A 10,429-nucleotide genomic window follows, 5' to 3' on the forward strand; every position below is an offset into this window, starting at 1 on the left:
GAAATAAACAAACTGGTTACGGCGTAACAACAGCTCTATTTAAAAGACATGGATTCATAGTCATTTCAGAAAAAGATTTTGAAAACAGAAAAGGATTTGACAGTTAAGGCCAAACCCTTTTTATTTTTATTATTTCGCAGCTAGTTTTTCTTTCACTTTCGCAGGAAGCTCGTCCTTCTTCACTTCTTCCCAACCTGATACATCTTTTTCATCTTTTTTATCAGAGTAGTAGACGCGTAGGAATGCTTCTTTACGAAGGTTTTTTTGAGTATTGAATTCTAATTCTTTTTCTTTATCGTCTTTATCAAATCCAGTTAAATTATAATTAAAACGTTTTGATGTTTCTCCGTTACCAATCAAAATACGTACAGATTTTAAATTCGGATGGTTTGCTACAGTTTCGTTAAAGTGTTGGTGGTACGCTTTATAGGAAAAGCCCTAATTTACTTCTTCATATTCCTTCATAATTTTATAAAAGGGGTCACCATACATGCCCATCAAGCTAAGGTTGAGTATTTCATGAACTTCCGTTCCTGTTGCCTACATGCTTGATATTTTGTTTATTTGTTTTTAAAAATACGCATTCCAAATAAACCTTGATAAGGTGTGTTTTTAAAGGTTATGCAGTTTTCTGCTTTAGATTGGATACAGAGCACTGATAAACAACGCCTAAAATATCAAAAACTGTCTTTTTCTCATATCGGTGAGATTTTCGTCCGTTTTTCTGCAAGAGGTCAAACAGATGAAGAAAAATTTTCGATACTTCTTGGGTGTCTTGTTGTATAGCTTTATATACTAAGTACAGATGATCTTGAATCATATAAATTGCTTTATACTCACTTAATTCTTTTTGTTTTTTCTGTAGTAACAGCTGTCGCATTTTGAACATAGTGGAAGAACAAAGAAAAATAGCGATTAACTGTCCATAAAGATGACATTCTAGACGCTCTCGCTTAATATTGTGACAATGATTGATACCAAAAAGAGATTTCCATGTTTTAAATACAATCTCTATTTGCCAACGTAGAGAATAAATCTCGTGAACATGTTCCATCGGAACAATTTCCCATGGGATGTTGGTAATATAAACATTAATTTCTGTTAAACGTTTACTTTTTTCAGAGTATGTAACCCCTTTTTTCTTTTCAACATAAGTTTGCTGTTTCCTACGTTTATGAACTTGAGTTGATGTGAGTCTGTATATTACAACTCGTGAGGGTAATTTTTGTTGTCCAACATAGGCATTTCGAATTTCATAAGTATCTCCTGGTTTTATCTGATGCATGATATGTTCAAGGTCAAGTAAAGCATATAAAGATTGCTTTTTTACTGTCCCATCCCGAAAGAATTCTGGAGATTCATTTTTCACATATACTCTATTATTTAATTTCAACCGTGAAACATAGAATACTCCCCGTTGATCCATCTGACCTAAATCTTTTAGAGAAAAGTATCCTAAATCTCGAATACATAAATCTCCTGGTCGTAAGGTATCCAAACACTCTGTACCAAAGGTTTTATCATTATTTTTACCTGGTTCCATTTGAAAATTGAGGAATTTCCCACTATGTAAATCATACTCTAGTTGAATCTTAATACCAGCTGTTTGTGCACATCCTCCTGAACCAGGATAAATAGAAGCTAAGTGGTTGGGTACTTGAAAAATAGTAGCATCTAAAATACGTATACGTTGAAAATAAGAAATGTATTGGTTCGAGATTTGAGAAGAATCGTTTAGTTTGCTTTTGATTAAAAGGGAAAATACACGCTGTAGAAATAAAACAGCACATCGGTTAAAGCGTTGATTAAGTCCTTCTGGACTCATAAGTGTAGCTGTATTTGCATAAAGCTTACTACATAATCGAGTAAGGGAACTACTTGCTACATGTTGACTGATCCAAATACATAAAGCAGCCAAATCTCGTGCGCCATACTTACTTTTACGTTTTACAAAACCTGTCTCTTGGCCAAGTTGTTGAAGAATATGTGGAGATAGATATCGCTGTAGTTCTTCAGCGAACAAATAAAACTCATCTTGAATCGATAGATTCATACAAAAACGCCATCCTTTCTGTATATTTCTACAAAAAGAATAACGTTTTCTATGAATTATTGGTATAAATTCATCTTAGATTGATAGTAATGTGGCAGTACTCCAAACGAAAGTTTTATCTCTTCATAGTTGTCCATGAAAATTCAGTTCATTTTTTTATTTAGGGGAATAATTAATTTCTTAAGTTGATGGACATAGGGTGGAACCCCTTGATTAAATTATTGTATATGCATCTTTTCCTCTCCCCTTAATAATCTCATTTCCGCAAAAATTATAATTCTATGACTCTATTGCATACTTGTGCTACATATGGATCATGGGTGACAATAACAATTGTTTTTCCCTCTTTATTTAGATTTTTTAAAATTTGTATAATTTCATTTCTATTGTTATCGTCTAAAGAACCTGTTGGTTCATCGGCCAATATTAACTCGCACGGCTTTAGGAGTATCCTTGCTATGGCAACCCTTTGTTGTTCTCCACCTGAAAGTTCGTGTATTTTTTGCTGTAATGACACACTCAGTCCAACTTTTTCCAAGGCGACTGTTTTTAGTTCTTTCTTTTCCTTCTTTGTTTTTTTCGCATAAATCAAGGGGATTTCTAAATTTTTATTTACAGTATCATTGTCTATAAGCGCGTAGTTTTGAAAGAGATATGACATTCTTGTTCTCAGAAATTTATTTGCTTTACTAGAACTCATACTAGGACTCTCTTCACCAAACAATTTAACGACTCCGCTATCTGGATTTTCAAGCATTCCCATAATATTAAGAATCGTTGTTTTACCAGATCCGCTCTTTCCAGTAATCGCAACCATTTCTCCTTCATAAATTTTCAAATTAAACTTATCTAATATCGCATTATTTCCATAACTTTTACTAACATCTATCAGTTCACATATATACTGCATTCGTTTCTATGAACCTCCTTTAATGACCGTTGTTTTTTTTCTTCGCTCCATAGTGATTAATGCAATAATAGACGCGATAAATTCAATTAAAATAAGCATTGCCACCACCGTAAACAATTTCATATCAAACTCTTTTTTTACGATTAAGCAAATTGATAGTTGTACGACCCACGTCAATACAAATAACCACATGTATCCTCTATACGTTCTAAAAAAACTTACGCCAAATAAGCGGTGGACCACTATTTTCTGCTGATTTTTATTGAAATACACAATAATATTCTGTGTAACCAAAAATAATATGCCGACAATTAATCCACTAGTAACCATGGATAACATTTTTATTGTTTTTTGCAGATCGTATATATCTTTTAAAATATTTTGATCAACTGTTACAAGATATTTTAAATTATCATCTAGTCCTAGCCTTTTAAGTTCTGGCTCCAAATCCTTATAAGTTAATCCTGCATCTCTGTCAATTAACTTAATCTTTAAAGGATCGTTCGCCCCTCCGCCTAATATAAGGTCTCTTTCTCCAACAAGACTATTTTTCTCTGTCATAACCTCAATAATCTCATCTTTAATCTTATTATGATTAGATTTATATACATCTGGATTGAAACTAAAGATTTCCTGATTGTTATTTATCCAAATAATATCTATTTTTCGATTGCGTAAATGATTTGGGACCTCTCTATGCATTATTTTTTCTTCATATTCTATTGCTGGCTTTCTCCATTCTCCAAAATAACGAAGAATTTCTTTTTCCCTGTTCTGATATTTTTCAGGTACTAATAAAATCCAGTTTTCCATATCTTCTGTAACTTGCACGCGCTGATTAAGTATGTCATATAGCGGAAATTCACGAAGGTAATTATTATTCACTGTAACTGACCGAATTCCTTTATAATCCTTGTTTCTAATAAGCTCTAACTCTTCATACTCCTTGGAATCAATTAATACCGCTCCCAGTTTATTTAAAATAGGATACAGATCACCATTTATACTTGAAGCCGTTTTATGCATCCCTTGTTGGCCTTCATCATTTCCAGTAAATAGTGGATTAAAGACACCATAATCTTTGTTTTTCTCCCAGTTTTTTAAATTTTCTTGTTTTTCTTTTACTGTAATATATTGTTCTAAAATAGGTGTCCCTAATAAAACAAATAAAATGGAACAGATAACTTTTAATAGCGTATTGAATACAAATATACCTTTCGTATCTTTTCTATTCTTAATAATTTGATTGACTTTAATTTTGGAGATATAAAAATATGAAACGAGAGACACTATTGTAATGATAAAATACGTTTTGCATTGATCTAGCACTATGGTGTATATAAACCCCGAAGTTACATTTTTTACGAAAGCAGCTGCAAGCACGGAAATGAATAACGATATAATAAACATACTAACAATGGTTCTACCTAGAACAATAAACCATAAACGTCCATTCGATACGCCATGCATTTTTATAACACCAATTCTTTTCGCTTCGTTAAATACATAATAAATGAGAAAACATAGGAGTACAATAAACACAATATATTGAACATACGATAAATAACTTATTGGTGAATCAAAAGTTTCTTCTTTGTTACTAAGATTACGCTTGAAATCGTCAGCTACAATATACTGTTTTGGTTTAAAATGCTGATTTAGCTTTTTAGAGAAAAGCTTTAAAAATGCATTGTATGATTTATCATCTACTCCTTCTACAACATATCTTCCTGCCATAGGTAAATGTTCGTACGACGTTTGAAGCGGTTTAATTGTAACCTCATGATTATCTCCAAAATCTTTTATTACTCCCTTTTGTTTTGTATCTTTCGTATGTACTGTCGATAGAAAAGCATTACCATGGAATGTGTCTTTTGGCTTTAACACATTCCCACTACTTAACTGTAACTGTTTAAAATATATCGTTTCAGTTGTTAGTAACACATACTTCAAAATTTCTGCCTGTTCATCTTCATGATACACAACATTTGTACGAAAAATATTTGAATGTGACTCCTTTGCTGCCTCAAGCAATATAGGATAGATTTCACTAGGATTGCTAAAAAGCAGCACATCTGGGATAACGAACTCTTTCCCTATCTTCCGTTCTACCTTTTCCATTTTTTCAAACTCTTTATGATCGGTTTGTTGAAATGCAATAAATCCTGACAATATAGAAGCTACAATAAGAAAAAACACAACAACTTTTTTCATGACATCCCCCTCCGTTACATTTTAGTGTATTTTTAGATAAAATGGAACATTATGGTGAATGTTGTCTATATGACTTTATTTTCAATCATTATTTTTCATTTCAAAATGGCGTACCGCCCTATTGCCATCAAGTTAAGATATCGGTTGTTCCCCAAAACAAAAAAACGAGCTGAACTTACATAAATAACTTTCAAGAGATAAAAATTTCGTTTTGGGGGTACTTCAAAATATTAGCTTGATGGGCATGGGGTCACCATATCAAAAAAAGAAAATTGTACGTTTGGACACAATTTAGACACAAATTATCCGATTCCTTGTACGATAAGGGATCGGATATTTATTTTACTGTTTTATATATTGTACAATTTCTCGCTTACGAGGTCTGTGTAGCAACCGAACCAAATCTTACGTTAAGTATTAGTGGACATCAAAAATAGTAATGACTAATCCAGATTAACATCCATCCGATTCACAATTAAATATACCAATATGTTAAATGGCTAAATAATACAAACGGTATGAAGAGAATTTCTACTCTTTTCATACCGTTTTAAATTTGTTTATAAGTTTCATGCGAAATTCGTGGAAAGATGGCAGCATCTCTTTTATAAACAAGGCTCAAAAGTTACCATACCTGATAAAGGAAATATTAATGTAACTCTAGTTCCTTTATTCACTTCAGATTCAATGCCAATTTTCATTCCTAATTTGGAGCACAGTTTTTCGCATAGATACAAACCCATTCCTGTACTTTTGCTAAATCTTCTTCCATTCTCTCCAGTAAACCCTTTCTCAAAAACTCTATTTATATCTTTAGTTACTATCCCTACTCCATTATCCTCTATAGTTAGTATTACTGAGTTAGTTTTCTTAATTGAGTATATACGTATCATTTGTTCTTTGTTATTTGAGTACTTTATAGAATTTCCTATTATTTGATTAATAATAAATTCAACCCATTTTCCATCACTATATACGATCTCATCAATATCCTGTATATCTAATTTTATTCTCTTATGAATAAAATCCCTATAGTTTCTTTTAATTACATTCCTTACAACATTATCAAGGTTGATTGGCTTGATAATATAGTCTTTATTAGCGTTACTGCTTCGAGAATAATACAGAACCTGTTCTACAAACCCCTCAATCCCATCCATTTGAGAGTCAATTTTATTAGTTACTTCATTTTGATTATTTTCAATTATTAGCTTTGTAGAAGCTATTGGTGTCTTAATTTCATGCACCCATGTCTCTATATATTCTCTGTAATCCAACTGCATATCTCTATAATACTTTACATTTTCATGCATATCTCTACTTACTTCTTTCAGTATAGCGTTAAGTTTTTCCCCATGTATAAAGTTTGCTTCCTTTACTACCTCTGGTAGTAGGTATTTTTTCTCCAAGTTTTCTAATATGCCATTAATCTCATTATAATAATTTCTACATTTTATAAATTCTATAGCCATATATGAAATCAATGGAAAAAACCAAATACAAAAGACAAAGAATATTATAATGAACTGAACATTCGCAGTCAGCAATATACCTGCTAATATAATAAATACCAGTACATTAGATAGTATTACTACCATTTTATCTTTAATAAATTCACCTATATTCATGGCATTATATACCCTAAATTTCTTCTTGTTGCAATTGGATTTTCTATACCTATCTCTTCAAGCTTTTTTCTTAATCTATTTATATTAACAGTTAAGGTGCCATCATCCACAAAATAATCAGATTTCCATAAGGTTTCCATGAGTGAATCTCTTTTTACAATATTACCGCGATTATTTATTAAGCATGAGAGTATCTTAACTTCATTTTTAGTTAACTCTACAGACTTGTCTTGATAAGTAACTGTTGCATTTGAAAGATTTAAATTAAAATCTCTATAAATTAAGATATTATTCGTCTTTAAATCTCCAGATGTTCTTCTTAAAATGTTTGTTACTCTTGCTAATAGTATTTCTGTATTATAAGGCTTTGTTATAAAATCATCTGCTCCTAAATTCATACTTATTAGTTCATCTACATCACTATCTCTGCTTGTAACCATGATGATTGGAACATCTGAAGTTTTACGTATTTCTCTGCATATATAATAGCCATCGAACACAGGAAGATTTATGTCTAGTAATATAAGGTCTGCATTCTCACTTTCTATATATTCGATAATATGATTAAAATCTGTGGGAGCCTTTACTTCATATCCATACTTTATAAAAAAAATTTGTAATTCTTCTCTGATGATTTCATCATCTTCAATCAAAATGATTTTTTTCATGACTTTTCCCTCCCTATACAGAATAGAAGGCTATTACATCTTGAGAAACAAGGTGCAATAGCCTTAATGAGCATTATAAAATCAAGTATTACTTTTTACAATATTTTTATACCCGACATATGTCGTGTAGAAATATCCTACATAAACTACAAGAAATACTAAGCCAGTCATCAATGCTGGTAAAGTAATGTCTGTTTGTTGAAATGCGTTAATAAAATTATTGACTACATAAATTCCAACTACAGAATGAATTAGGGCAAGAATAACTGGAAGACTAAAGTATACGAAAGTTTGAATAAAAATCGTTTTGTCGATCATTGTTCCGTTTGAACCAATTCTCTTCAAAGATTTATATCGATCTATGCTATCACTGGCTTCTGATAATTGTTGAAGAGCTAATACAGCCATACTCGTTATTAAAAATACAATACCTATATATATCCCAATAAACAGTATGATAGTTTTCAATCCCTTACTTTCTGCACCAACTTCATCCTTTGATATGCCTGATATATATATAATATTTAATTTTGGGCCATTTTCGTCATAAAAGCCCCGTGCAACGTTATCATATTTTTTATTATATTCTTCTCTATTACCATCTAAATAATTTACATTAAGTACGGATTCAATAATTTTGTAGCCTGATAAAAACTCATCATTTATAACGATTGTGAAGAAATTAGTTTGCCCATCAGAAGTGTAAAGATTCTCTTGTATAACTTTAGCGTTTTTTACCAGATATTCTTTTTCTTTAATATTCACCTTATTGCTATTTTTTAATCTTTCATTTATCGAATTAACCAACCGGTTATTATTTGATAAAAGTAAAACTTCATTGTTATTTAAAGTGATTTCCTTTTTACCTTTAAGATTTAAAATTTTATTATAATCAGATACTTTAATGAAATCCACACCGTTATTCTTATCATTTTTAGGTACTTCTGGTACAAAGTCCCCCACTAACATCTCTGTTGGATATACATTATAAGATACATATTTTTCGTTATTACTTATTTTAAAATTTGATTTATTTAATACGTCTTCTATAGTGTAACTTTCATCCTTATTCACCAATTTAATACTGGCATCAAATGGTGTTGCCTCTTTCATTGTTGCGTCCATCATTCTGTTAAAGCTGATTCCTGTAGATAAAGCCACCATTGTAAGGCATAACATTAAACAGATTACAGACATGGATATAAAATTTGTATTAACCTTACTATTTATTTGTTTGATGATAAATATATTTAACCCTTTAAAATAGATTTTTTTATTCTTCTTTACAACATATAATATAAATCCAGATAAACTAAAGAAAAACAGCAATGTACCTAATATGCCAAGAATGATTGATACCACGAGCATAGGATTTTCATAATTCAATCCGATTTTTAGTACAGTCACATATGCATATCCAAGTGATGCTACACACATAATAAATGTGATTACATAGATAAGAGGATTTCTAAATTTTACATCTTCGTTTTTTCTACCTGCTGTTAACAAATCAATTATTTTGTATTTAGAAACAACATATACATTAAATAACATAACAAGCAAAAACATGATTCCAAAGTAGACTACGCTTTTACCTATAGCACCTGTTGAAATTGCAAATTTATATTTATTGATGGGCAAGTCAAATAACTTTAATGCAAATGTAGATAATCCCTGTGATACTCCAATACCTATTATAAGCCCACTCACTAAAGATATAACGCCAACTAGAAATGTCTCTGTTACTAATATTCTGGATATGTTTCTTCTTCCCATACCTAAAGTCATGTATATTCCTAATTCTTTTTTACGTTTTTTGATTAAGAAATTGTTTGCATACAATATTAAACCACCTAATATTACGGATACAAATACTGACACATTTGAGATAACTTTCATTAAATTAGGCACATAATCTCTACCTGAAGCGTCAATTTCCATAAGTGCCTTTTGTGATTCTATTGAGTTAAAGCTATAAAATATACAAACAGCCAGTGTTAGTGTTAAGAAATATATCGCATAATCTTTAAGACTTTTCTTTACATTCCCAATAGCAAGCTTAGAGTACATTATTATCGTCACCTCCAAGAAGGGTTATAACTTCAATAATTTTAGTAAAGAATTCTTTTCTGGAATCATTTCCTCTTACCAACTCAATAAATATTTTGCCATCATTAATAAAAAGAATTCTACGAGCATAGCTTGCTGTAAATGCATCATGAGTAACCATAAGTATGGTAGCTTTTAAATCCTTATTTAGACTTTCAAATCTTTCGAGTAATAATCTAGCTGATTTAGAATCTAACGATCCTGTTGGTTCATCTGCAAGTACTAAAGATGGATCTGTTACGATAGCTCTTGCCGAACCAACCCTTTGTTTTTGTCCGCCTGACATTTGATAAGGGTATTTGCTTAATACTTGTTCAATGTCTAAATATTTTGCAACTGCTTGTATTTTGCCATCAATTTTTGAACTTTCCTCACCTTTTATTGTTAACGCTAGGGCAATATTTTCATAAGCAGTAAGGGTATCTAATAAATTAAAGTCCTGAAATATAAACCCTAATTCATTTTGTCTAAACTTATCTAGTGACTTTGATTTTAACCGAGTAATGTCACTATTATTTATTATTATTTTTCCCGTAGTAACATTATCAATAGTTGATATACAGTTAAGTAATGTAGTTTTGCCACTTCCTGAAGGCCCCATTATCCCAACAAATTCTCCCTCATCTACCTTAAAACTAATATTATCTATAGCCTTTGTTACATTATCTTTATTACCATAATATTTTTCGATTTTTTCTACACTTAATATATTTCGCATTAATACTTCTCCTTTTTCATTATAAAAATTCTTTAACTCCCATTCATTTATGTAATTCATTTTATATAATTTCATTTATAGTATCGATGGAATTACATTTCATTAACATTACATTTTTGTTATATTGAG

7 protein-coding genes and 1 pseudogene are annotated in these 10,429 nt (G+C 30.8%); all 8 read right to left on the minus strand.

The annotated features are described in order from the left end of the window. Positions 1–129: 129 nt before the first annotated feature. Positions 130–351 (minus strand): annotated as a pseudogene (locus tag CQ058_RS29495) (YxeA family protein); the annotation flags it as partial. A gap of 268 nt (positions 352–619) precedes the next feature. Continuing rightward, positions 620–2,053, minus strand: a complete 1,434-nt coding sequence (locus CQ058_RS29500; protein WP_105590169.1) for an IS4 family transposase — start codon at positions 2,051–2,053, stop codon at positions 620–622. A 271-nt stretch (positions 2,054–2,324) separates the two neighbouring features. Next, positions 2,325–2,963, minus strand: a complete 639-nt coding sequence (locus tag CQ058_RS29505) for an ABC transporter ATP-binding protein (RefSeq protein ID WP_017154370.1) — start codon at positions 2,961–2,963, stop codon at positions 2,325–2,327. A 6-nt stretch (positions 2,964–2,969) separates the two neighbouring features. Then, the gene (locus CQ058_RS29510; protein WP_105590170.1) at positions 2,970–5,177 is read right to left on the minus strand and encodes a bacteriocin-associated integral membrane family protein; all 2,208 of its coding nucleotides are present in this window, start codon (positions 5,175–5,177) and stop codon (positions 2,970–2,972) included. Between the two features lie 605 nt (positions 5,178–5,782). After that, positions 5,783–6,805: a sensor histidine kinase gene (locus CQ058_RS29515; RefSeq protein ID WP_002193701.1), complete on the minus strand. Its 1,023-nt coding sequence runs from the start codon at positions 6,803–6,805 to the stop codon at positions 5,783–5,785. Continuing rightward, a complete protein-coding gene (locus tag CQ058_RS29520; RefSeq protein ID WP_002193702.1) occupies positions 6,802–7,473 on the minus strand; it encodes a response regulator transcription factor in 672 nt (223 codons plus the stop codon). The genes CQ058_RS29515 and CQ058_RS29520 overlap by 4 nt, the downstream gene beginning before the upstream one ends. 81 nt (positions 7,474–7,554) lie before the next feature. Then, positions 7,555–9,543, minus strand: coding sequence for an FtsX-like permease family protein (locus CQ058_RS29525; protein ID WP_002193703.1), 1,989 nt, complete (start codon positions 9,541–9,543; stop codon positions 7,555–7,557). Continuing rightward, on the minus strand, positions 9,533–10,300 hold the full coding sequence (locus CQ058_RS29530) for an ABC transporter ATP-binding protein (RefSeq protein WP_002193704.1): 768 nt from the start codon (positions 10,298–10,300) through the stop codon (positions 9,533–9,535). Before CQ058_RS29530 ends, CQ058_RS29525 begins: the two co-directional genes overlap by 11 nt. Positions 10,301–10,429 lie beyond the last annotated feature (129 nt).

Source organism: Bacillus sp. MYb56 (assembly GCF_002976445.1).
GTDB classification, from domain to species: Bacteria; Bacillota; Bacilli; order Bacillales; family Bacillaceae_G; genus Bacillus_A; species Bacillus_A mycoides.